We start from the raw sequence: 21,117 nt of genomic DNA, 5'->3' as shown, positions 1-21,117 counted from the left end.
GAGCCATGAAAAAGGGATCATCCTCGGACGCACCCCTGGTCTGGTCATCGGAGCACGGGAGGGTCTGCCCCGGCTGCGGCAAGCCGGCGGCAGGGTGCGTCTGCAAAAAGCAGCAGAAGAGCCCGGCCGGCGACGGCATCGTCCGGGTCCGGCGCGAGTCCAAGGGGCGTGGCGGCAAGACCGTGACGGTCATCACTGGCGTTCCCCTGGGGAGCGACGGGATCGCTGCCCTGGCCGGCGAGCTCAAGCGCCGCTGCGGCACCGGCGGCACGGTGAAGGAGGGGAACATCGAGATCCAGGGGGACCACGCCGATCTCCTGGTGGCGGAACTGACAAAGTGGGGCTACACCGTGAAGCGGGCAGGGGGGTAGGATGAGGCGCTGGATCGTCCTTGCGGCTGCGACCCTGCGGCCGGCGCCGCTTACCGCTGGGGAGGAGGCGCCGTGAATCCTTACCGCATCGGCATAGACCTGGGGGGGACCAAGATCGAGGCCCTGCTCCTCGGCCCCGAGGGGGAGGAGCAGTCCCGGCGGCGGATTCCGTCCCCGGCCGTCATGGGGTACGAAGCGGTCGTCGCCGCCGTGGCTGGGCTGGTCGATGAGGCGGCCGGCCGGATTCCGGAGGGTGCCCGCCGGACCATCGGCATCGGCATTCCCGGCTCCGTCGATCCGGTCACTGGGCTCGTGCGCAATGCCAACTCCACCTGCCTCATCGGCAAGCCGCTCCAGGGGGACCTGGAGTCCCGCCTGGGGTGCTCCGTTGCGCTTCGAAACGATGCCGACTGCTTCACCATGGCCGAGTGCAGGATGGGGGCCGGCCGCGGGTACGGCCTCGTCTTCGGCGTCATCATGGGGACCGGCTGCGGCGGCGGTATCTGTATCGACGGCGTGGTGCGCGAGGGGCCCCACCGGATCGCCGGCGAGTGGGGGCACATCTCGGTGGACCCTGCCGGCGCCCCTTGTTACTGCGGCAACCGGGGGTGCGTGGAGACGAAGATAAGCGGCTCCGGCGTGGAGCGGGCCTTTTGTGCCGACCATGGTGAAGGGATTGTCATGGAGGAAATCGTCCGGTTGGCCCGTGAGGGAGAGCCCCGCTGCACCGCCGCCTTCGACCGCTTCCTGGACGACTTCGGCCGCTGCCTCGGGGGGCTCATCTCCATCCTCGACCCTGATGCCGTGGTCCTTGGCGGCGGGCTCTCCAATATCGACGAACTCTATACCATCGGCGTCGAGCGGGTGCACCGGTACGCATTCCACGACGCGCTCCGGACGCCGATTCTCAGGAACCGGCTCGGCGATTCGGCCGGCGTCATCGGCGCCGCGTGGATCGGGAGGTGACACCATGAAACGTATCTGCGTCTTCTGCGGTTCCAGCCCCGGCAGGAACCCCGTCTATCGCGCCGCCGCCGAGGCGATGGGCCGGCTTCTGGCCCGGGAGGGGATCGGCCTCGTCTACGGCGGGTCGAGTATCGGCCTCATGACGGCCGCGGCCGACGCGGCCCTGGCAGCCGGCGGCGAGGTGATCGGCGTCATCCCCCGCTGCCTGGAGGCCAAGGAGATCGCCCACCCCGGGCTCTCGGCCCTCCACGTGGTGGAGACCATGCATGAGCGCAAGGCCCTCATGGCCGGGCTGGCCGACGGCTTTGTCGCCCTTCCCGGCGGCATGGGGACTTTCGACGAGTTTTTCGAAGTGGTCACCTGGGCACAGCTCGGCATCCACGCCAAGCCGTACGGCCTCTTGAACGTGGCGGGGTACTACGACCGGCTGACCGCGTTTCTCGATCACACCGTGGCCGAGGGATTCGTCAAGAAGGAGCTCCGGGAGATGATCGTCGTGGAAGAACGCCCCGATGCGCTGCTAGAGCGCTTCCGCGCCTACCGGCCGCCGGTGGCGGAAAAGTGGCTCGATCTGGGAAGGGTGTGAGCTAGAAATCCAGCGGGCTTTTCGCCTCCTTCACCGTCCGGACCGGCACGCAGTGGGTATAGATCATGGTTGTTTTGAGGCTTGCGTGTCCCAGCTTGGTCTGGATGGTGCGGATATCGTAATTGGCTTGCAAGAGGTGGGTCGCGTAGGAATGCCGGAAGGTGTGGGCCGTGACCCGCTTGGGTATCTTCGCCCTGCGCACGGCCACGTACAGAGCCTCCTGCAACAGGGACTCGTGGAGATGATAGCGTCTCAGTTCCCCGGTTTCCTCCACCAGCGTCAACGACTGCTGCGGAAAGAACCACTGGTGGATCAGCTCCTTCGGGGCATGGGGATACTTCTTCTCCACGGCGTCGTCGAGGAACACCCCCGCGTATCCCGCTGCAAGATCCTTTTCGTGTAAAGCCTTCACCCGTTCAATCTGTGCCGTCAGCTCCGGAAGGATCGCCTCCGGCAGCGGCACGGTCCGGTCCTTTTTCCCCTTGCCATGCACCGTCAGGACGACGGCATCGAAATTGAAATCCCGCACCCGCAACTGCAGACACTCGAACAGCCTCAGGCCGCAGCCGAAGAGCAGGTTCACCACCAGGCTGAACGGATGGGACAGATGCTTCAGAATGGCGTCGATCTCCTCGCGGGAGAGCACCACCGGCACATACAGGGACTTCTTCGCCCGCGGCACATCGCGCAGTTCGCCGAATTCCCGCTTCAAACCGTGGCGGAAGAGGAATAGCAGCGAATTGAACGCCTGGTTCTGGGTCGAAGCCGCGACATTGCACTTTACCGCCAGGTAGGTCAGGTACTCCTTCACATCGGCGGTTGAAAGCTCTTGCGGAGGCTTGTTCTTCAGGAACCGCTGAAATTTTCGCGACCATAAGGCGTAGGTTTTCAGGGTCTTGCGGGAATAGTGGCGCACCTTGATCTCGGCCGCCAGTTTGCCCAGCACCTCGTCCCATTCGGGGGAATCGGATTTTTCCTGATAGCCGGCCTCGGAGTAATATGATTTGCGTTGACGGGGAGGAGACTGTGGAACAATACAGGTTGATCGTTGGGGAGGAGAGGATGGAATTTCATTACACTGCGGCGGCTCCTCCTCCCGCTGCATCTCAAAATACAGTGAGATCGCATGGGCCGCCTGTCTTCGTTGTGCCTCGGACTGATTCTTGTCACGCAACTTTTCCAGAAACTTGCGAACCTGTTCAGACCTGCCTCGAGATTCAGGATATTTTGACGAAAAATCGAAATAATAGCGCAGCCATTTCCTGTAATCCCCAAAGCTGCCGAGCGGCATTCCCTTCCTCTTGAGAACAGCCTCGAACCGGGCCATCGTATCACGCGGGACTTGAATCATGAGCCATCCCCAGAAAGTGAAAAATACAAGCAGATCGGTGGCAAACTTAGCGCGGCGCGGGTTACGGTGTTAAATAGAAAGTTCTCATAAAGTCTCTTTGTGGAGGCTGATATTCGTGCTATAAGACACAAAAATTCATGAGAGCATCTGGAGAAAAAATGAATGCGCGGGTAAAACTGAAACCGGGGCAGAAAGGAACCAAGAAATTGCTGGCGCAATACGGTGATTCTCTGGTTTGCGTCCGTTACCGGTATGACGTTGAAAAACGCAAGCAGGTGAAGACCGTCGAGCTCATTGTAAGCGAGACTGACTGGACGCCACCGCCACCAAAATATCCTGAAAGCGCACTGGTACCGCTGCGGGTCGGGGTGACAGAAAAGGCATTACAGGAACAGGTGAGAGTATTAGGTGGGCGATGGGATCGGGCGCAGCAGGTTTGGTTCGTCAGGTATGGGTGTATCGCTGGTACGAAACTGGAAAAGTTAATAGTAGTAGAAACCAGGATGAACACTGCTAAATAGACGTGGCTTATAATAATATAAACAATGGAGGTTTATGGATATATAAACTTATTTCTAATACTAGAAACATGTTTATATTGTCATAAACCAGACTCTAACTGCTCAATAATGAGTTGGACGAGGAAAACATGACAGAAAAAAACTTTATCGATCTCACTGATTCCGATTTCGAAATAGCACGGTGGATTTGGAAGAATCTTGTGCCCAAGTCCGGACAAGCCGACACTGTTCAAGGAGAAATTCTTCGTGCCATCGAGAAACTACGGTGGGAGGCCCAGGAAAATGGAAACATAAATTGGGACTACAGTTTTGAGATGTTTATTGATTTCCTTCAAAATAAACTTGGGAACGAAGAACGCTTTTCAAAAGAGACAAGAGCAGAAATTGCAAACGATCTTGCACGGCTAAAGAACTTCATACCACCAGATGAATTAGAAAATGATCTACAGAAGGCAGATCTTCCTTACATTGAAGATGATTTATATGATCGACTTACAAATCATTTGGTTTCTTTTTGCCGATTGCATCCAGAAGTAATCCAATTGCAAAAGGATGAGAGACAATACAGATAGTAATCCACAGGCAGGATGGACGTCCAACAGGCCCTTGGACACCGACCGGGGCTGAGAAGCGCCCCGGGCGGGTCAAGGGCGCAAGCCGTTGTGCAAAATTTAATAAAGGGAACACGCATGTCAAATGGTGGCGGAGCAGCAACTAATACAGGGATTGATTATCAACAAAGACTTGCAGCTTACTTTTTGATCCAAATGCTACTTGACATAGAAACATTGTCAGGGATTGGACTAGATGGAGTTCATGCCATTACAGAAGTTTCCTTTGAATCTTCGTCATATGTTGATGATATGGTTGTAAAAACGACTACAGGCAATTTGTACGTCCAGGCAAAACGTAACATTAGTATGTCTGATAGTTCAGACTCAGAATTTATGAAAACTGTTCATCAATTTGTAAATCAATTTTTACAGGACCCATCTGGTGGACATAAATTTGTTCTGGCAACATCTTCAGGTTCATCATCAAAAATCAAGCAAGAGCTTCGAAAGATTTTAGAAAGTATCCGGTTAAATGATACTGGCTTTAAAGACAACCCACTTAATAAATCTGAAGAAGACGTATATACCAAGGTAAAGAATTGTATCAGTACGTCATACCTAGAAATTACAAATAATAATATAGCTGACACAACCATATCTGACATTTTGAGTAAAACGTATGTTGCCATTGCTGATGTACAGCAAGGCATGCCTCTTGAGGGTGCAATTCTTACTATTCTCACAAGCAAGAGCAGAGTTAAGCCCGAACTATTTTTCTCAGCTACTATTTCTTTAGCCCTCTCTTTAGCATCCGCTAGACAATCAATAAACAAATCCGGCCTTGAATCCAAGCTTGGAAATTATATAGGCACGTTAACTCCCGAAAAAAAACATGCGGTGGAACAGGATTTTTTTAAGATCGAAATGAGCCCCGGTAAAATTTCTAGCGGAAGAGAGGTTCTCCTCGTTGAGTCATTTATTGACGGCCAGGACTTTTTAGTTGTTGAATTAATCAGATTTGATGATTCTGGTAGCAAAAAAGTTAAGTTTCACGACAACTTATGTGAGTTGCTTAATGGCAGTACATGGAATGTTTTGTCGAGAGCTTCAACATATTCGGGTATAGAAAGATATATCGAAGAACGCGCTGATGAATTCAAAGACAAGAACATCGGCTTCTTGCCCATAAATACTGAGGAGGATATTGAGAATTCACCATTCGCACTTGCTTATGGCGACTATTGCGAGGACATCCGAAAAGGCAATGATCAACCTTTAAGATGCCTCCACTGCGGGGACTCCATTTCAGAAAATGGTGCGCCCTTAGTGGAGATTGACGAGATCGGAGCAGAGCATGCTCTGGGGCTTGTTCACAAAAAATGCTTAAGTCCACTAGATAGAGTCTTGGGGGGAATCAAGGCCGAAGTGTTTGACGAGTATGATTATTTGAAAGATTTTGACTACAAAACGTGGTTTGAGTTTATCCAAACCGGACAAGCTATGTTTGGATCTTTGGAGGGCAAGCTAAATCAGATTATGTTTATGGGGTGGAACCCTGAAGGGCATGGTGAATTTAAAGGTAATTACTGTGTAAAAATCAACCTTGAAGATGGAAGCTCGAAATATGTTCATCATCGTAGCAAGGTAGTGAGAGAAACGCTGGAGTCTGCTACAAAAAGAGCAGATTTTTTTAACATGCAATTCGAGAAGGCCAGGATTAAAGGCGATCCCAGTTGTTATACTTCAAATAATGAAACATTTAGCTCTTACTCGGTTGCTATAAAGATGAAAGATGAGGATGAAGAGTGTATTGAATGCATTGATGCTGAAGCAGTGAAATACACACTAGCGATTGAAAAAGCCTATGATCGCTTCACAAATTACTATGCTCCTCTATTTATATTACTAGATTTAGAAACTAGTCAGCCAATTATAATTGAAAACGCAATATTTATTTTAAATAATCCATTAAAATTAAAAACATACTTATCTAACTGGTCTAAAGCTGGGATAGAACTGCCAGAATATAAAATAGAGATCCTGAAAACGGACCATGAATTTGATTTATTTTTGTCTAGATATTTGAAGAAGGGCATCCAAATTGTTGCTAACCCGCTTTTTGATATGGTTCTCAACCCTTTAAGTGGCCTTGTATTCAGACATATCGACGAAATTCTTGAAGAGAAGGCGAAGAGATGATGCCAACATGCGGCGGCACGCGGTCTCCGCTACGCTTCGCCGGTGCGCCTTGTGACGTTGGGTGAAAAGGAAAAAGGCATGGGAAGTAGCGAGAAGGTCACTGCAAGAATTGCAACTAGAGTCGAGGAGTTGGTAGCTGATTTCGATTCTTACGTGACAGTTTTTACCCAAAGTGGCCGCTTTACAGGCCCTTGCTGGTATTTCCATGAAAAAACAATCCAAGCAAGAAATGACGCTCCGTCGATAGAAGCACTGTTTGCCGATCACACTTTTTTCGAATATCTATACGCAACGCTCACATCCTGGGGGCTGCACCGAATGGGGCCGGGCAACGCGAAGTTGCGAGACATTGAAGAGATAAAGGAAAGCTTTAATCTGCAATTACAAGCCATTTCAGACCTCTCAAAGTTGTCGTTGTTAACTCTTCCGCGAGAGAATATTCGAAAGACTGCAGAAAAGGTCTGGAGGGTTCTAACTTCCTTGAGAGTAAGCATTGCCGAAGCACAGATTGTAGCGAATTCAAAAGCCTTGCATCATGTTATTCCTTGTCTGCTTCCTCCGATTGATCGAGAGTACACTTTCAATTTTTTCTATGACAGAAAGAGCCTCAGCATCCCGGAGGAGAGAGCATTCATCGAAATGTTCACAGCAATGGCTGAAATTGCGAGACGAAATGCAGAGGCAATTCATAGGTTCCAAGGAAGTCCCTGGAATACGAGCGAGAGTAAGGTCATTGATAATGCAGTTGTAGGCTTCATGATTCATAAGGCGACACCCAACACACCACTAGAGCCGCCTCGCTGACGCTCGCGGCTCAGCGGTAACCCGTTATGAGGGATCGAGGACGCATAAATGCAGCGACACCGAATTGCAGTCGCCAGTAATTTGAGCGGTAAGATAGGGGAAATGGGCTTTTTTCTAGACCAGATTGTTGGGGTCTCAAGGATCATCGAACGAAAGCATGTCGCCCAGAACTACCCTATCAACATTGAGCTAGACAGGCTCAACTACTTTTTCAGCGCTTATCTGAACTCAATCCAAGCAATAAAGGATGCCTGCCAGACTTCGATGGGTGCCAATGTCACTTGGGAGCAAATTGTTAGCGGCAATGTAAAAATGACCCACCTCGGAAATTGAAAATTGACCCACTCTTCCTGATAACCTAGCCGACCTGGAGGGTCGGCATGATCGGAAAGGAAGAGTGTATGGAAGTCAGAATTCTCAAGAAACAGGGCAAAAGCATCCGGGAGATCTCGCGGATCACCGGGCTATGCCGAAACACGGTCAGGAAGTTCCTCAGATCAACGGCCGATCCCAGATACAAAGAACGGGCGAAGCGGCCGGGGAAGCTAGATCCATTTAAAGCCTTTCTCGAAGAGCGGGTGAAGGCGGCGCTGCCACACCGGATTCCTGCTCCGGTGCTTGCTCGGGAAATTGCCAGCTTTGGCTACGATGGCTGCGAGCGCACCGTAAGAACGTTTTTGGCGACACTTTACTCCCGTGTCACTCCGGAGCCGGTTGTCCGGTTTGAAACGGAGCCCGGCAAGCAGATGCAAGCCGACTGGTGCGAATTGCGCAGGGGTAAACACCCATTGTACGCGTTCGTTGGAACCCTTGGTTTCAGCCGCGATTCGTTCGTCGTCTTCACCACCAGCCAGGCCTTTGATGTCCTTCGTGAGTGCCATGAGATGGCATTTTCCTTCTTCGGCGGCGTCCCGCGTGAAGTGCTCTATGACAACATGAAGACTGTGGTTCTGGAGCGAAACGCCTTCGGCGAGGGCAAGCACCGCTTCCACTCCGGCCTGTGGGACACAGCCAAGCATTTCGGGTTTATCCCCCGGCTGTGCAAGCCGTACCGCGCCAAGACCAAGGGAAAGGTCGAGCGGTTCAACCGCTACCTGCGGTACAGCTTCTACTATCCGCTGGTCTCGCGCCTTAAGCAGGCAGGATTAACTCTCGATGTCGCGACCGCCAACATCGAGGTCCGTAACTGGCTTAATGACGTAGCCAACTGCCGAATCCATGGCGAGACCAGCGAGCGCCCCTGCGATCGTCTCAAGATCGAGCGCGCGGCAATGTCGCCGCTGCCGCCAAGGGTTAAGGTTGAGCAGGGCAAGCCGGAAGTCATCACTCCCATGCCGTGGCCGGTGATCCCACTTCAGCGCCCCGCCTCCTTCTATGATCAGATCCTTCAGGAGGGGCGGCTATGAGCGACATCCAGCACCAGCGTATGGTCACCCTCTGCGACGACTTGAAGTTTCTGGCGGTGACCGATGTGTACGCCGACCTTGCCGATGCTGCGGCAAAGCAGGAGTCGTCATACATCGACTATCTCGAGCAGGTACTCAAGGCCGAGAACGACGTCCGGCAGGGGCGCTCGCGCCACACCATGGCAAAGCTCGCGGGCTTTCCCGCGATCAAGACCCTTGAGGATTATGACTTCGATTTTGCCACCGGCGCCCCGAAGCAGCGAATCCTGGACCTATCGGCAATGGCGTTTCTGGAGCGTCGGGAGAATGTAATCCTGCTCGGTCCCAGCGGTACCGGCAAGACTCACCTCGCCATTGCCCTCGGCTACCGGGCAACCCAGTGCGGCGTGAAGGTGCGCTTCATTTCCGCTGCGGACCTGATGCTGCAACTCGAAAGCGCCCAGCGCCAGGGGCGGTACAAGGAAGTAATGCGGCGCAGTGTCCTGGGGCCGAGACTACTCATCATCGACGAGATTGGATACCTTCCGTTCAGCGAAACACAGGCAAACCTGTTCTTTCAGGTGATCGCCAAAAGGTACGAAACAGGTTCCGTCATCCTCACCTCGAACCTGAGCTTTGGGGAATGGGAACAGGCTTTCGGCGGCAACACGGCACTCACATCAGCAATGCTCGACCGGTTGCTGCACCACGCCCATGTCATTCAGATCAGGGGTGACAGCTACCGATTGAAAGAGAAGCGCCGAGCTGGCATTCTCGGGCAGCAACTGCCGACACCCCAGATGGATGATTAACCCAGGAAGGTGGGTCATTTTTCAATTGCCGATCAACCGGTAAAGTGGGTCAATTTTCGATTGCCGTTGACAGCAAATCTCTCCAACCTACGGCAAGTTCATCTTCTACTGCCGAAATGCTACAACGCATGATGGCTCCCAAATGATTAATGCAGGACAAGGGACTAAGAACTTCATCATCGGTCCTTTGCGACGCATCGACAGCAAAGGTGCGGTTAAGGAGTTTAATCCGCCCCGAGAAGATGTCACTACTTTAACCTGTAACATTGCAAAAGAGATTTTAACGTGGGTCAGGAAACTGCTGGCCGATAAAGGTGCGAATATACCTGAGCCTGAAGAAGCTGATTTGACGTTAGCGGTTGATGCTGCTCTAGCCATAATGGCTGACAGTAGAAAGTAAAAGACCTGCCCCTTGCGGAAACGTGGGTTATGCTGGAGATGGGAAACCACCAGTACAGAGCCACAACCAAGGAGGCAGGTCATGGAAAAGTCTATCACGTATGTCGGGCTTGATGTTCACAAGAACTCCATCGAAATAGCTCTTGCCGATTGGGGGCGAGACAATGAAGTCCGCCACTATGGAAGCGTCGGTGGCGACCTGCACTCCTTGGACAAAGTCGTGCGGAAGCTGGTCTCCCAAGGACGCGAGCTTCATTTTGTGTACGAAGCCGGGCCATGCGGCTATGAGATTTATCGTCACCTGACCCGACAGGGGTTCGACTGCATCGTGGTTGCGCCGTCGCTGATCCCGAAGAAGAGCGGCAACCGGATCAAGAACGACCGACGGGATGCCGAGATGCTGGCCCGTTTGCACCGGGCTGGCGAACTGACGCCGGTCTACGTGCCTCACGTTGAGGACGAAGCGATGCGGGACCTCTCCCGTGCCCGAGAGGATGCCAAGAGCGCGGAACGCAAAGCGCGGCAGCAGCTCAATGCATTCCTGTTGCGCAGCGGGGTTCGCTACAGCGGCAAAACCCTATGGAGCCTCGCCCACTGGCGCTGGATCTCTGACATTAAAATGCCGCACCCGGCCCAGCAGATCACGCTCCAGGAATACGTCGATGCGGTGAGGGCCTGTAGCGAACGCATCGATCGCTTCACAGAGCAGATTCGGCAGCTCGTCACGCAGTGGCGCGTTGGTCCGGTGGTTGAAGCACTCCAAGCATTGCGCGGTGTCTCTCTGGTGGTTGCCGTGACGACCGTCGCGGAACTCGGTGACTTGAGCCGATTCGATCACCCCCGGCAGTTAATGGCCTATCTCGGGCTTGTCCCCTCGGAGCATTCGAGCGGCGAAACAACCAAGCGGGGAGGGATTACAAAGACCGGCAACAGCCATGCCCGACGGATGCTGGTGGAAGCTGCCTGGTCGTACCGGCTCCCTGCCAGGGTGAGCCGACGACTCCGAGATCGGCAACAGAGTCTCCCGCAACCGGTGTGGGGGAGTTCCGGGGACGGGGAGTTCCGGGGACACCATACCTAATTCAACTGAGATAAGTATGGTGTCCCCTGAATTCCTGTCTGAATTCCGTGAGTATGGTGTCCCCTGAATTCCATTCATCTGTAAGGAGATTTCCCGAAATGGACATACCTCGGATCTTCAACATAACCGAAAGTGCTCACCGCATCCATAACCCGTTCACACCAGAAAAGTTCGCCACTCTCGGCGCGGCGTTGCGTCTGGAAACGGGGGCCCACTTGCTCGATCTCGGCAGCGGTTCGGGAGAGATGCTATGCACCTGGGCACGCGATCACGGTGTCATCGGCACCGGCATCGACATGAGCCGGTTGTTCACCGAACAAGCGAAACTCCGTGCTGTAGAACTTGGCGTCGCCGATCAAGTCAAGTTCATCCATGGCGATGCTGTCGGTTACGTCTCCGACGAGAAGGTCGGTGTGGCAGCCTGTGTCGGGGCCACTTGGATCGGCGGGGGAGTCGCCGGCACTATCGAGCTTCTGGCGCGGAGCCTGCGCACCGGAGGGATTATCCTCATCGGCGAGCCCTACTGGCGGCAATTACCGCCGACGGAAGATGTTGCCAAGGGGTGTCTTGCCAATTCAATCTCCGACTTCCTCATGCTTCCTGAACTTATCGCGTCTTTCGGCCACCTTGGCTATGATGTCGTTGAAATGGTTCTGGCTGACCAAGACGGCTGGGACAGATACGAGGCGGCCAAATGGCTCACCATGCGCCGATGGCTTGAAGCCAATCCCGACGACGAGTTAGCGAAAGAGGTTCGAGCCCAACTGACCTCAGAACCCGAGCGCTACACCGCTTACACGCGTGAATACCTGGGCTGGGGTGTATTCGCGCTGATGTCACGGTGATGCGTTGACGCATCCGGTGGATCGTCAATGGCTGGAGACAACCCAAAGAGATCAGCCCTGGACACGAGACAAAAGTAAAAAGGCAGAAGGCTAAAAAGGAGAAGTCCCAACTGGTCAGTTGGACACCGGTCGGGCGGAAAAGCTGCCCGAACGGGTCAACTGCGTGACCCGTTATGCCAGAGAATTTACAATGAAGACATCAGAACAAATTTGGCAAGAATATCATTTAAGGCTTCGCGCCTTCATCAAGAGCAGGATTGCCGATGACGCAGTTGCAGATGACACTCTTCAAAACGTATTCCTGAAGATGCATGCCGGACTGCCGTCCCTGAAGGACGGGACAAAGCTGCAAAGCTGGCTCTACCAGATTGCGCGAAATGCCATCATCGATCTTTATCGCTCGCAAAAGGCCTCGACCGGTATTCCTGTGTCGTTGGCGCACCCGGAATCGAATCCGGGCGAAAAGGCCGTTCAAGAGTTGTCCGACTGTCTTCAGCCCATGATACAACGGTTGCCGGAGATTTATCGGGAAGCGATCATTCTGTCGGAATTGGAAGGCTTGACGCAAAGGGAGGTTGCGGAGGTGCTGGGGACGTCACTTTCCGGCGCCAAATCGCGAGTACAGCGCGGACGCGCTCTGCTGAAGGGAATGATAGCTGATTGCTGCCGGCTTGAGTTAGACCATAACGGACGGCTCTGCGATTACGAACGCAAAGGCAAAGCTTGTGATGCTTGCTGATTACCAGCAGCGTTAATGTTGCGTCCTTTTTGATCTTTTGCCGTCTATAGGGTGAGCGCTGCTCATAAACCCTATTGAGGAGGTGCAAAATGGACAAGCAAAGGAATGAAGAGATTCGCGGTGCAGTTCGGGAGAATTATGGAAAGGTTGCCGTATCAGGTGGGGCAGGTTGCGGTTGCTCTTCTTCATCGTGCTGTGGAACGCCTAATGGTGCTACGACAGAAGACATCTCGCTTGGCTTGGGTTACTCAGGCGAAGATGTGGCGGCTGTTCCTGAGGGTGCGAACCTGGGGCTTGGGTGCGGCAATCCGCAGGCCATTGCGTCTTTGCAGCTTGGCGAAACGGTGCTCGACCTTGGTAGCGGCGGAGGGTTCGACTGCTTCCTTGCGGCTCGGGCTGTCGGCCACACAGGACATGTCATAGGAGTTGACATGACGCCGGAAATGATTACGAAGTCCCGCCGCAATGCGGATAAAGCCAATTTCGGGAACGTCGATTTTCGATTAGGGGAGTTGGAAAACCTTCCGGTTGCCGATGGCATTGTGGACGTCATCATCTCGAATTGTGTAATCAACCTATCTCCAGAAAAAGCAAAGGTGTTTAGCGAGTCCTTCCGTGTCTTGAAGTCGGGCGGACGGCTGGCAATTTCCGATGTAGTTGCCACCGCCGAAATGCCCGGGGACATTAAAAATAATATGGCGTTCCACACCGGATGCATAGCAGGCGCATCTTCGATCGAGGAAATTGAATCCATGTTGGAGCGAACCGGCTTCGTGAATATTCGAATCAATCCAAAAACGGAGAGCAGAGCATTCATCCGTGACTGGATGCCGGGAAGCAAAATAGAGGACTATGTAGTTTCGGCAACTATCGAAGCAATAAAACCATAGGCATAACAAAGCGCGCCAGACGGTCGGCGCGGTGAACCCGCGCCGCCGCTGCGCCCTCAGCCGTTGGCAGATTATGGGCCGTTGCGTCATGCGAAAATACCGCTCCAGGGATTCCTGGCCGACAATGAGGTTTCCCACGCAGTCTTCGCCGCGGCGGGGCAGGTTCAGCTCTCGCACTGGCGAAATCCGGTGCAGGGGAGCTGAAAAGCAGCTTCCTCATGTTCGGCAGAAGTCAGCAGAAGCCATAGTAGTCGGCCTGACCAGCCGATGAAGGGCGGAGCGCGAAACGACGAATGGAACTCCGGAATTTCGATGGCGATGGGAGCAGCAGAAGGCCGGGAAGAAATGCCCGGCGCCGAGGGGGAGAGGGCAACCAGTTAACCATGCATTGCCCGACTGAGGGTAAAATAGAACGTTGCCCCTTCAGCCACTTTTGCTTCCGCCCAGATCCTGCCGCCGTGGCGGTGAATGATCCGCTGGACGGTTGCCAGCCCGACCCCCGTCCCTTCGAATTCATCCTGCCGATGCAGGCGCTGGAAGGGGGTAAAAAGCTTCGAAGCGTACTTCATGTCAAAACCGGCGCCGTTATCCCTGACGAAATAGACGTGCTCCTGGTCTTTCTCCAGGGCGCCGAATTCTATCCGCGCCGTTTCATTCCGCCGGCTGTACTTCCAGGCGTTGTTGAGCAGGTTGTCGATGACCGATGTGATCAGCGGCCTGTCCGCCTCCGCGGTCACGCCGTCGGCTATGACAAAGGTCACGCGGCGCTCCGAGTCCGCTTCCTGCAGGGCGGAGATGATCTCCCGGACGATGGTGCTCAGGTTGACGGTGTCGGGATGCAACGCCGCGGAGCTGGCCTGCGACAGGTCCCGCAGCGCCTCGATCAGCTCGTTCATCCTGTTGACGCTCCGCTCGATTCTGCCGATATATTCGAGCACCGACCCGTCGACCGCATTTTCGCACTCCTCGCGCACGATGCCGGCGTATCCGATGATGCTCCGAAGCGGCGCCTGGAGGTCATGGGTGACCGCCGAGCTGAAAGCCTCCAGTTCCCGGTTCAGCCCTTCCAGCGATTCGGTCCGCCTCACCAGAACGTCGTTCAGCAGGGCGATCTCGTTCTGGGCCTGCCTGGAGCGCTGGACTTCCTCCTGCAACTGCCCGTTGGCTGCTGCCAGCAGGGCAGTGCGCTCGGCGACCCGTTCTTCGAGGGTCCGGTTCACTTGCTGCAGTTCCAGTTCGGCCTTTTTGCGCTCTTCGATCTCGTGTTCCAGCGCCCGGTTGGCCTGCTTCAGGTCGGCCATCCTTTTTTCCAGCTTCCGGAACAGCGCTTCGCCATACTTCTGGAGGTGTTCAGCCTGCTCCTGACCTTTCTCCGACGGCTCTCGGCCGGTTCCGGGCCGCGGCACGGCGAGCAGCTCGCGGACAATCCGCATCATCTCATCCGGCTCCTGAGGCTTGAGGAGAAAGCGGTCGGCGCCGAGGCTCAGGGCGAGCTTCTCGTCCTCTGCCTCGGTGAAGGTGGCGGTGTAGAATATGAACGGCACATCATTCAGCTGGGCCGTCTTCTTGCATTCGCGACAGAATGCGTACCCATCCATGACCGGCATGAGGATGTCGCTGATGATGAGATCGGGGGGGGAGGCCTGGGCCAGTGCCAGGGCTTCGGCTCCGTTTGTCGCCGAGAGTGCCTGAAAACCGTGCGCGGAGAGTAAAACCTCCAGCATGTAGAGGTTCTGCTCGTTGTCATCGACGATCAGGATTCGAGTCATGCCTTCTCTCCTCTGGACAGATTAGGCCGGCAAGTGCTCCTTGACCTGCTGCATGAAGGTGTCGGGATTGATCGGCTTCTCGATATAGCCGCTGCAACCGGCGATCAGGGCTTTTTCCCGGTCTCCGGCCATGGCGTATGACGTGACGGCAACTATGGGGACATCAGCCAGGGAAGGATTGGCCCTGAGTTTGCGGGCTACGTCGTAGCCGTCCATTTCAGGGAGCTGGATATCCAGCAATATGAGGGTTGGCCGGACACTGTCGGCAAGGGCGATCCCCTCGAACCCGTCCATGGCGGCGAAGACTTCGTAACCGTGCTTCTCAAGGATGAACGACAGGAGGTAGAGGTTCTGCTCGTTGTCTTCGATGATGAGAATTTTGTTGTTCACGATACAGTCCTTTTGGCTTGATCTAGTGCGTACTGTATCTTACCGTATGTCGGTTTTTTGGCAACAATTAATGAGCGGAGTGCATGGTATGATGACGAAAAGCGGCATGGCATGTCGAAGCTGTTTCCTGGTGCTCCTCATCGCGCTGCTCACTTTTTCCAACCTCGCAATCCCCACTGCCGGAGCCGAGGCCCGGGTCGTGACCGTCGGTGTCTATGAAAACTCCCCCAAGATCTTCACCGACGACTCCGGCAAACCGTCGGGCATCTTCATCGATATTATCGAGCACATCGCGAAAACCGAGGGGTGGAACCTGCACTATGTGCACGGCACCTGGGTGGAAGGCCTGGATCGGCTCGCGAAAGGGGAGATCGACCTCATGCCGGACGTGGCCTATACGGCCGAGCGGGAAAACCTCTACTCCTTCCACAGGATTCCGGTTCTCACCGGCTGGTCCCAGGTGTATGCCCGCAAGGGGAGCGGCATCCAATCGATCCTGAACCTGAACGGAAAACGGGTTGCCGCCCTGGAGCAGACGATCCAGTTTGAAACCTTCAGGAGGCTCGCCAGCAGCTTCGGGTTGAAGATCACCCTCATCCCCGTGCCCGATTACAAGACCGAGTTCGACATGCTTGCCAATGGCAAGATTGATGCCGCCGTCACCAACCGTTTCTACGGGTTGAGGCACGCGAGAGAGTCGGGGCTGGAAGATACGCCGATCATGTTCGACCCCGCCCCCTTCTTTTTTGCCGCGCCCCGGGATGCTTCCCGTCACCTGCTGGACGCCATCGACCGTCACCTCGCGGAGCTGAAAAAGGACCCCCGGTCGGCCTATTATGCATCGCTGAACCGCTGGACCTCGGAAGACGTGCAGTTCAAACTGCCTGTCTGGCTGCAAGTTTCGGGCCTTATCCTGGGGGTGGTTGTCATAATGACGGTGACCGGGTTCATCCTCTGGAACCGCACGCTCCGGCGGACCGTCAAGCTCCGCACGGCGCAGCTGGAGCAGGAACTGGCCGAGCGCAAAATGGCCGAAGAGGAGCTTCGGAAGTACCGGGAAAATCTGGAGGATCTCGTCAGGGAGCGAACTGCCGAGCTCGCGGTGGCCAAGGAGCGGGCCGAGGCGGCCGACCAGCTGAAATCCGCCTTTCTCGCCACCATGTCCCATGAACTGCGGACCCCCCTCAACTCCATCATCGGCTTTACCGGCATCCTGCTGCAGGGGCTGGGCGGCCCCATCAATGACGAACAGGCCAAGCAGCTGACCATGGTCAGGCATAGCGCCAACCACCTGCTTTCCCTGATCAGCGACGTTCTCGATATCTCCAAGATCGAGGCGGGGCAGTTGAAGATATCTCCTGAGCCGTTCCAACTGCGGGAGTCCGTTCAGAAGGTCACCCAATCGGTGGCCGGCCTCGTTGACAAAAAAGGTCTGCGCCTCATCCTGGAAATCGCGGATGATGTGGGAAGCATCGTCAGCGACCAGCGGCGCGTGGAACAGGTGCTGCTGAATCTACTCAGCAACGCGGTCAAGTTCACCGAACAGGGGACCATCAGCGTGCGTTGCTCCCGCGAATCGGAGTGGTACGTCACCAGCGTCGCCGATTCCGGCATCGGCATCAAGGAAGAGGATCTGGAACGCCTCTTCAAGCCGTTCCATCAGGTTGACACCGGCTTGAGCCGAAAATACGAAGGAACGGGATTGGGGCTCTCCATCTGCAAGCGGCTGGTCGAGTTGATGGGGGGGAGCATTACGGTGGAAAGCCGCCAGGGAGAAGGGAGCACGTTCTGTTTTCTGCTGCCGGCCAACGGGGGGTAGTTCTCCCGCGCACTCACCCCCGCAGGTTGTGCCAGAGGTTCACCATGAAGTCCTGGGCGTTGGTCAGGATGGCCCGGGCCTGGGCGGAGCCCCGGTTGGCCAGCTTGTCGGCGATGAATTCGGACATGTCGACGACATAGAAATAGACCGGCCGCACCGTACCGTCGTCCATGACCCGGTAGCCCGGCGTCATGTTCCCGACGGCGATGGCGTGGAGCTGGGTGGCAAGGGCAATGACGGTGGTGGCGCGGCGGGCGTGGACCCGCATGGCGTCCTGGGCCCGGCCGGAGTCGGTGATGACCTCGGGGAGCGGCCCGTCGTCGCGGATGGAGCCCGCCAGGACCACCGGCACCCGGCGCTCCAGGCAGGCCCGGATGATCCCGTCCCCGATCCCCAGCTCGGCCATGGCCCGCTCCAGGGAGCCGTGGCGCAGCACCTCATTGATGACGTCCAGATGGTTGTAGTGTCCCCGGGGAACCAGGGCCTGGGTGTAGATGTCCTGGCCGAGCCCGGTGTGGAAGAAGGCCGCCTCCAGGTCGTGGGTGGCCAGGGCGTTGCCGGCCAGGAGGGCATGACAGTAGCCGGCACCGACCAGGCTGGCCATGGCGTCGCGGCTGTCCCGGTCGAAGGCCACGGCGGGACCAAGAACCCAGACGATAGAGCCGTTGTCGCGGTCGTGGCGCAGGATGTCGTACAGCTCGTCGTAGGAGCGGGAAAAGGGGGTCTCCCGGGTGCCGCGGCTCCGGAAGCCGAATTTGTCGCCCGATGAGGCATCCGCCAGCGGTTCGAATCCCGTGGTGTGTACGTAGATGCCATCCTCGCCGTTCTCCGCGCGCCCCATGACGACCCTTTCCCCCTCCCGCACCAAGCGGGGCTCCACCACCCTCACTCCCTCATCCTCAAGAACGAGAACCGCATCCATTCTGCTCTCGACGGCCAGGAGCCACCTCCCGCCCCCTAGGTGGACATACTCCGGGTGGTTGGACGTGGCGTGGAAGCCGGCGGGGAGCACGCCGTCGCGGGGAGCCTTCTCCGTGCTGGCCGGAGGGGCGGCTGCCAGGTCGGGACGGGTGAAATCGGGGGGGATATACGGCGGGAAGGGTGGCATACGCGTACCTCGTGGGGTTGAATGATGTCTTTCAAGTAAATCCCCCGAATCCCCCCTTGTCAATGTCGTCGCCTGCATCGGGGCCATCTCTGTGGTACCATTGCAGAGACTCTCATGAATTCACACCGGGGAGAGGACCCACCATGACCCACACCGTGAACCGCCCCATCCTCCTGATCGCCCTCGGCGGCAATGCCCTGATCCGCCAGGGAGAGCAGGGGACCTGCGCGGAGCAGTTCGCCAACCTGAGGCGCCCCATGGAGCAGATCGCGCGCCTGGCGGACCGCTACCGGATCATCATCACCCACGGCAACGGTCCCCAGGTGGGAAACCTCCTGATGCAGCAGGAGAGCTGCCCGGAGGTGCCGGCCATGCCCCTGGAGGTCCTGGTGGCCCAGACCCAGGGACAGATCGGCTACATGATCGAATCGAGCCTGGAAAGCGAGCTTCTGGCCCTCGGTGGGGAAAAACGGTTTCTGGTGAGCCTCATCAGCTACGTGCAGGTGGCGGAGGATGATCCCGCATTCCGCACCCCCACCAAGCCCATCGGTCCCTGCTACACGGCTGAGGAGGCGGCGCGGTTCCCGTGGCCCATGGCGGGCACCCCCAAGGGGTACCGGCGGGTGGTGGCGTCGCCGGAACCCCTGGCCGTGGTTGAAAAGGAAGAGATACGGCGCCTCGTGGAGGTGGATTTCATCGTGGTCTGCTGCGGCGGGGGCGGGATTCCTGTTACCAGGGAGGGGCGCGCCTTCCACGGCATCGATGCGGTGATCGACAAGGATCTGGCAAGCGCGTGCCTTTGCCTAGAAGTGGGGGTGGATATTCTGGTCATCGCCACCGACGTGCCGGGGGTGGCCACCGGCTTCGGCACCGCGGCCGAGGAGTTCCTGAAGCGCCTCGATGCGGACGAGGCAGGGCGATTGCTGGCGGCCGGCCAGTTCCCTCCGGGCTCCATGGGGCCGAAGGTGGAGGCGGTCCTCCGCTTTGTCCGCGGCGGCGGGAAGAGGGGGGTCATCTGCCATCTGGACGAGATCGAACAGGCTGTTGCGGGCACGGCAGGAACGGAAATCACTGGAGGCGGATCATGAAGCGGAAACGGATCATCATCATGGGGGCAGCCGGGCGGGACTTTCACAACTTCAACTGCTCCTTCCGGGACAACCCCGTCTTCCGGGTCGTGGCGTTCACCGCGGCCCAGATCCCCTATATCAGCAACCGCCGCTATCCGGCGGAACTGGCCGGCAAACTCTATCCCCGCGGGATACCCATCTTTCCCGAGGAGGAGTTGGGGGAACTCATCCGCCGCCTCAGGGCGGAGCAGGTGGTCTTCGCCTACAGCGACGTCTCCCACGAGCGGCTCATGCACATCGCATCCCGGGTCCTGGCCTTGGGCGCCGATTTCCTCCTCATGGGGCCGGACGCCACCATGCTCAGAAGCCGGCTCCCCGTGGTGTCGGTCTGCGCGGTACGGACCGGCTGCGGCAAGAGCCAGGTGGTCCGCTACTTCTGCGACATCTTGCGGGAGAGGGGGATCCGCCCCGTGGTGGTCCGGCATCCCATGCCCTACGGCGACCTGGCGGCCCAGGCGGTGGAGCGGCTGGAGGGGCTGGCGGACCTGGACCGCTTCCGGTGCACCATCGAGGAACGGGAGGAGTATGAGCACCTCCTCGACCACGGGGCCATCGTCTACGCGGGGGTGGACTACCGGCGGATCCTCCGGCGGGCGGAGAGGGAGGCGAGGCTCATCATCTGGGATGGCGGCAACAACGATCTTCCCTTCTTCCGGCCCGACCTGGAGATGGTGGTGGTGGACCCGCTGCGGCCGGGCCACGAGACCTCCTGGTATCCGGGGGAGGTGAACCTGCGCCGGGCATCCGTGGTGGTCATGAACAAGGTGAATGCCGCCGAGCCGGCGGCCATCGAGGCGGTGGCGACGGCGGTGCGGAGCGCGAACCCGTCGGCCTTGCTGGTGCGGACGGCATCGGTCATCACCGTGGCCGAAGGGGAGCGGATCAGGGGGAAGCGGGTGCTGGTCATCGAGGACGGGCCCACCATCACCCACGGCTCCATGCCCTCCGGCGCCGGGCTCGCCGCTGCCCGCCAGCACGGTGCCGCCGAGGCGGTCGACCCGCGCCCCTGGGCCCAGGGGTCGCTGCGGGAGGTCTATGGCGCCTGGTCCCACATCGGGCCGGTCCTCCCGGCCATGGGGTATAGCCCCGCCCAGGTGGCGGACCTGGCCCGCACCATCGAGGCGGTGCCGTGCGACCTGGTGGTGGCTGCCACCCCCATCGACATCGCCCGCCTGACCGGCACGGGGAAGACGGTTCTCCGTGCCTCTTACGCCATCGGCGAAGGGGAGGGGGAGCCGCTCCGGGAGGCGTTCGAGTCGTTTCTTCGAACACGGCAGCTGTAATAACACTGAGCAACGGAGCAACTGAGAAATCAGTTGGCTAGCTATGGATTCTGCTTGACCCTGTTACGCGTATTACCCGGATTTCGACGGAATTCCCCTCTAGATTTTACTCCGT

22 protein-coding genes are annotated in these 21,117 nt (G+C 57.0%); 18 read left to right on the top strand and 4 right to left on the bottom strand.

Features of this window, described 5'->3' with window-relative positions:
• The first annotated feature begins 5 nt into the window (after positions 1 to 5).
• From GMET_RS14060 to GMET_RS14050, 3 genes are all read left to right on the top strand, one after another.
• A complete protein-coding gene (locus tag GMET_RS14060; RefSeq protein ID WP_004514678.1) occupies positions 6 to 371 on the top strand; it encodes a translation initiation factor Sui1 in 366 nt (121 codons plus the stop codon).
• Positions 372 to 443: 72 nt separating this feature from the next.
• Positions 444 to 1,337, top strand: a complete 894-nt coding sequence (locus GMET_RS14055; protein WP_004514679.1) for an ROK family protein — start codon at positions 444 to 446, stop codon at positions 1,335 to 1,337.
• A 4-nt stretch (positions 1,338 to 1,341) separates the two neighbouring features.
• Positions 1,342 to 1,923 (top strand): TIGR00730 family Rossman fold protein, encoded by a 582-nt coding sequence (locus GMET_RS14050; protein WP_004514680.1) that lies wholly within the window; start codon positions 1,342 to 1,344, stop codon positions 1,921 to 1,923.
• Position 1,924: 1 nt separating this feature from the next.
• Here GMET_RS14050 and GMET_RS14045 read toward each other — a convergent pair whose 3' ends face one another.
• Positions 1,925 to 2,869: an integron integrase gene (locus tag GMET_RS14045; protein ID WP_238378938.1), complete on the bottom strand. Its 945-nt coding sequence runs from the start codon at positions 2,867 to 2,869 to the stop codon at positions 1,925 to 1,927.
• A 542-nt stretch (positions 2,870 to 3,411) separates the two neighbouring features.
• Between GMET_RS14045 and GMET_RS14040 the strand changes: the two genes are divergently transcribed.
• The 12 genes from GMET_RS14040 (at position 3,412) to GMET_RS13985 (ending at position 13,503) form a co-directional block, all read left to right on the top strand.
• Positions 3,412 to 3,795: a hypothetical protein gene (locus GMET_RS14040; RefSeq protein WP_238378937.1), complete on the top strand. Its 384-nt coding sequence runs from the start codon at positions 3,412 to 3,414 to the stop codon at positions 3,793 to 3,795.
• Between the two features lie 128 nt (positions 3,796 to 3,923).
• Complete coding sequence (locus GMET_RS18865; protein WP_187148453.1) at positions 3,924 to 4,367, top strand: hypothetical protein; 444 nt, start codon at positions 3,924 to 3,926, stop codon at positions 4,365 to 4,367.
• A gap of 117 nt (positions 4,368 to 4,484) precedes the next feature.
• Positions 4,485 to 6,548, top strand: a complete 2,064-nt coding sequence (locus GMET_RS14030; protein WP_004514683.1) for a hypothetical protein — start codon at positions 4,485 to 4,487, stop codon at positions 6,546 to 6,548.
• Between the two features lie 78 nt (positions 6,549 to 6,626).
• Positions 6,627 to 7,352, top strand: a complete 726-nt coding sequence (locus tag GMET_RS14025; RefSeq protein WP_004514684.1) for a hypothetical protein — start codon at positions 6,627 to 6,629, stop codon at positions 7,350 to 7,352.
• Between the two features lie 48 nt (positions 7,353 to 7,400).
• Positions 7,401 to 7,685 (top strand): hypothetical protein, encoded by a 285-nt coding sequence (locus GMET_RS14020; RefSeq protein ID WP_011366102.1) that lies wholly within the window; start codon positions 7,401 to 7,403, stop codon positions 7,683 to 7,685.
• A 47-nt stretch (positions 7,686 to 7,732) separates the two neighbouring features.
• Positions 7,733 to 8,758 (top strand): IS21-like element ISGme4 family transposase, encoded by a 1,026-nt coding sequence (gene istA / locus GMET_RS14015; RefSeq protein ID WP_004514801.1) that lies wholly within the window; start codon positions 7,733 to 7,735, stop codon positions 8,756 to 8,758.
• A complete protein-coding gene (gene istB / locus GMET_RS14010) occupies positions 8,755 to 9,549 on the top strand; it encodes an IS21-like element ISGme4 family helper ATPase IstB (RefSeq protein WP_004514800.1) in 795 nt (264 codons plus the stop codon). Before istA ends, istB begins: the two co-directional genes overlap by 4 nt.
• Positions 9,550 to 9,691: 142 nt before the next feature.
• Positions 9,692 to 9,949, top strand: coding sequence for a hypothetical protein (locus GMET_RS14005; RefSeq protein ID WP_011366101.1), 258 nt, complete (start codon positions 9,692 to 9,694; stop codon positions 9,947 to 9,949).
• An 81-nt stretch (positions 9,950 to 10,030) separates the two neighbouring features.
• The gene (locus GMET_RS14000; protein ID WP_004511669.1) at positions 10,031 to 11,029 is read left to right on the top strand and encodes an IS110 family transposase; all 999 of its coding nucleotides are present in this window, start codon (positions 10,031 to 10,033) and stop codon (positions 11,027 to 11,029) included.
• Positions 11,030 to 11,127: 98 nt separating this feature from the next.
• Positions 11,128 to 11,874: an SAM-dependent methyltransferase gene (locus GMET_RS13995; protein ID WP_004511670.1), complete on the top strand. Its 747-nt coding sequence runs from the start codon at positions 11,128 to 11,130 to the stop codon at positions 11,872 to 11,874.
• A 190-nt stretch (positions 11,875 to 12,064) separates the two neighbouring features.
• Positions 12,065 to 12,613 (top strand): RNA polymerase sigma factor SigZ, encoded by a 549-nt coding sequence (gene sigZ / locus GMET_RS13990; RefSeq protein ID WP_035468473.1) that lies wholly within the window; start codon positions 12,065 to 12,067, stop codon positions 12,611 to 12,613.
• 89 nt (positions 12,614 to 12,702) lie between these two features.
• Complete coding sequence (locus tag GMET_RS13985; protein WP_004511671.1) at positions 12,703 to 13,503, top strand: arsenite methyltransferase; 801 nt, start codon at positions 12,703 to 12,705, stop codon at positions 13,501 to 13,503.
• A 377-nt stretch (positions 13,504 to 13,880) separates the two neighbouring features.
• Here the strand turns inward: GMET_RS13985 and GMET_RS13980 are convergent, their stop codons facing one another.
• Both GMET_RS13980 and GMET_RS13975 read right to left on the bottom strand, forming a co-directional pair.
• Positions 13,881 to 15,272 carry a response regulator gene (locus tag GMET_RS13980; protein ID WP_004511672.1) on the bottom strand — a complete coding sequence of 464 codons (1,392 nt, stop codon included), beginning with the start codon at positions 15,270 to 15,272 and terminating at the stop codon, positions 13,881 to 13,883.
• A gap of 21 nt (positions 15,273 to 15,293) precedes the next feature.
• The gene (locus GMET_RS13975) at positions 15,294 to 15,662 is read right to left on the bottom strand and encodes a response regulator (protein ID WP_004511673.1); all 369 of its coding nucleotides are present in this window, start codon (positions 15,660 to 15,662) and stop codon (positions 15,294 to 15,296) included.
• A gap of 88 nt (positions 15,663 to 15,750) precedes the next feature.
• Here GMET_RS13975 and GMET_RS13970 point away from each other — a divergent pair, with 88 nt between their 5' ends.
• The gene (locus GMET_RS13970) at positions 15,751 to 17,481 is read left to right on the top strand and encodes an ATP-binding protein (protein ID WP_004511674.1); all 1,731 of its coding nucleotides are present in this window, start codon (positions 15,751 to 15,753) and stop codon (positions 17,479 to 17,481) included.
• A gap of 13 nt (positions 17,482 to 17,494) precedes the next feature.
• On the opposite strand, the gene GMET_RS13965 is transcribed toward GMET_RS13970, so the two are convergent.
• Positions 17,495 to 18,589, bottom strand: coding sequence for a hypothetical protein (locus tag GMET_RS13965; RefSeq protein WP_004511675.1), 1,095 nt, complete (start codon positions 18,587 to 18,589; stop codon positions 17,495 to 17,497).
• 143 nt (positions 18,590 to 18,732) lie between these two features.
• Here GMET_RS13965 and arcC point away from each other — a divergent pair, with 143 nt between their 5' ends.
• Complete coding sequence (gene arcC / locus GMET_RS13960; RefSeq protein ID WP_004511676.1) at positions 18,733 to 19,677, top strand: carbamate kinase; 945 nt, start codon at positions 18,733 to 18,735, stop codon at positions 19,675 to 19,677.
• The gene (locus GMET_RS13955; RefSeq protein WP_004511677.1) at positions 19,674 to 21,002 is read left to right on the top strand and encodes a cyclic 2,3-diphosphoglycerate synthase; all 1,329 of its coding nucleotides are present in this window, start codon (positions 19,674 to 19,676) and stop codon (positions 21,000 to 21,002) included. Before arcC ends, GMET_RS13955 begins: the two co-directional genes overlap by 4 nt.
• The last annotated feature ends 115 nt before the right edge of the window (positions 21,003 to 21,117 follow it).

The sequence above is a fragment of the Geobacter metallireducens GS-15 genome, from assembly GCF_000012925.1.
Taxonomy (GTDB): domain Bacteria; phylum Desulfobacterota; class Desulfuromonadia; order Geobacterales; family Geobacteraceae; genus Geobacter; species Geobacter metallireducens.
This window is presented reverse-complemented; position numbering and strand designations above follow the sequence as displayed.

Excerpts from the sequence above, each read along its gene's own strand:
- GMET_RS14060 (WP_004514678.1), top strand. The coding sequence starts at position 6 with ATGAAAAAGGGATCATCCTCGGACGCACCCCTGGTCTGGTCATCGGAG.
- GMET_RS14050 (WP_004514680.1), top strand. The coding sequence starts at position 1,342 with ATGAAACGTATCTGCGTCTTCTGCGGTTCCAGCCCCGGCAGGAACCCC.
- GMET_RS14040 (WP_238378937.1), top strand. The coding sequence starts at position 3,412 with ATGAGAGCATCTGGAGAAAAAATGAATGCGCGGGTAAAACTGAAACCG.
- GMET_RS18865 (WP_187148453.1), top strand. The coding sequence starts at position 3,924 with ATGACAGAAAAAAACTTTATCGATCTCACTGATTCCGATTTCGAAATA.
- GMET_RS14030 (WP_004514683.1), top strand. The coding sequence starts at position 4,485 with ATGTCAAATGGTGGCGGAGCAGCAACTAATACAGGGATTGATTATCAA.
- GMET_RS14025 (WP_004514684.1), top strand. The coding sequence starts at position 6,627 with ATGGGAAGTAGCGAGAAGGTCACTGCAAGAATTGCAACTAGAGTCGAG.
- GMET_RS14020 (WP_011366102.1), top strand. The coding sequence starts at position 7,401 with ATGCAGCGACACCGAATTGCAGTCGCCAGTAATTTGAGCGGTAAGATA.
- istA (WP_004514801.1), top strand. The coding sequence starts at position 7,733 with ATGATCGGAAAGGAAGAGTGTATGGAAGTCAGAATTCTCAAGAAACAG.
- istB (WP_004514800.1), top strand. The coding sequence starts at position 8,755 with ATGAGCGACATCCAGCACCAGCGTATGGTCACCCTCTGCGACGACTTG.
- GMET_RS14005 (WP_011366101.1), top strand. The coding sequence starts at position 9,692 with ATGATTAATGCAGGACAAGGGACTAAGAACTTCATCATCGGTCCTTTG.
- GMET_RS14000 (WP_004511669.1), top strand. The coding sequence starts at position 10,031 with ATGGAAAAGTCTATCACGTATGTCGGGCTTGATGTTCACAAGAACTCC.
- GMET_RS13995 (WP_004511670.1), top strand. The coding sequence starts at position 11,128 with ATGGACATACCTCGGATCTTCAACATAACCGAAAGTGCTCACCGCATC.
- sigZ (WP_035468473.1), top strand. The coding sequence starts at position 12,065 with ATGAAGACATCAGAACAAATTTGGCAAGAATATCATTTAAGGCTTCGC.
- GMET_RS13985 (WP_004511671.1), top strand. The coding sequence starts at position 12,703 with ATGGACAAGCAAAGGAATGAAGAGATTCGCGGTGCAGTTCGGGAGAAT.
- GMET_RS13980 (WP_004511672.1), bottom strand. The coding sequence starts at position 15,272 with ATGACTCGAATCCTGATCGTCGATGACAACGAGCAGAACCTCTACATG.
- GMET_RS13970 (WP_004511674.1), top strand. The coding sequence starts at position 15,751 with ATGATGACGAAAAGCGGCATGGCATGTCGAAGCTGTTTCCTGGTGCTC.
- GMET_RS13965 (WP_004511675.1), bottom strand. The coding sequence starts at position 18,589 with ATGCCACCCTTCCCGCCGTATATCCCCCCCGATTTCACCCGTCCCGAC.
- arcC (WP_004511676.1), top strand. The coding sequence starts at position 18,733 with ATGACCCACACCGTGAACCGCCCCATCCTCCTGATCGCCCTCGGCGGC.
- GMET_RS13955 (WP_004511677.1), top strand. The coding sequence starts at position 19,674 with ATGAAGCGGAAACGGATCATCATCATGGGGGCAGCCGGGCGGGACTTT.